The following is a 534-nucleotide window of genomic DNA, read 5'->3' as shown; positions in this document are numbered from 1 at the left end:
GAGAATACTCTGACAGAGGGTAACAATAACCACTGGAACCTGGTGCTGCCTGCCTGGCAGTACAGTTCCGATCAAGCCGAACAAGAAAAACTCAATACCTGGCGAGTACGTCTGGCGCTGGAAGATGAAAAGGGCAACCGACAGAACTCTGGCGTGGTGGAAATCACCGTTCAGCAGGACCGTAAAATAGAGTTGATTGTTAATAACATCGCGAACGTGCCAGAAGAGAACAACCACAGCCACGAAGCCAGCGCACAGGCAGATGGCGTTGATGGTGTAGTGATGGATCTCGATGTAACCGACAGCTTTGGCGATAACACCGACCGCAACGGCGATGCGTTGCCGGAAGATAACCTTACGCCTCAGCTTTACGACGCGCAGGACAAACGAGTGACGTTAACCAACAAGCCCTGCTCGACCGATAACCCCTGCGTTTTTATTGCCAAACAAGATAAAGAAAAGGGCACTGTCACCCTCTCCAGTACCTTACCTGGCACCTATCGCTGGAAAGCAAAAGCCGCGCCCTACGATGAC

At 51.9% G+C, this 534-nt stretch carries 1 protein-coding gene; it reads left to right on the top strand.

Features of this window, described 5'->3' with window-relative positions; translation table 11 throughout:
- Positions 1 to 534, top strand: a 534-nt coding sequence (locus tag ACLO87_RS17000) for a hypothetical protein (protein WP_430224371.1), incomplete at both ends; no start/stop codon positions are given.

It is taken from the genome of Paenalcaligenes sp. Me52 (genome assembly GCF_050487965.1).
Lineage (GTDB): Bacteria > Pseudomonadota > Gammaproteobacteria > Burkholderiales > Burkholderiaceae_B > Paenalcaligenes.
The sequence above is the reverse complement of the archived record's forward strand: the minus strand, read 5'-3'. Positions and strand labels throughout refer to the sequence as shown.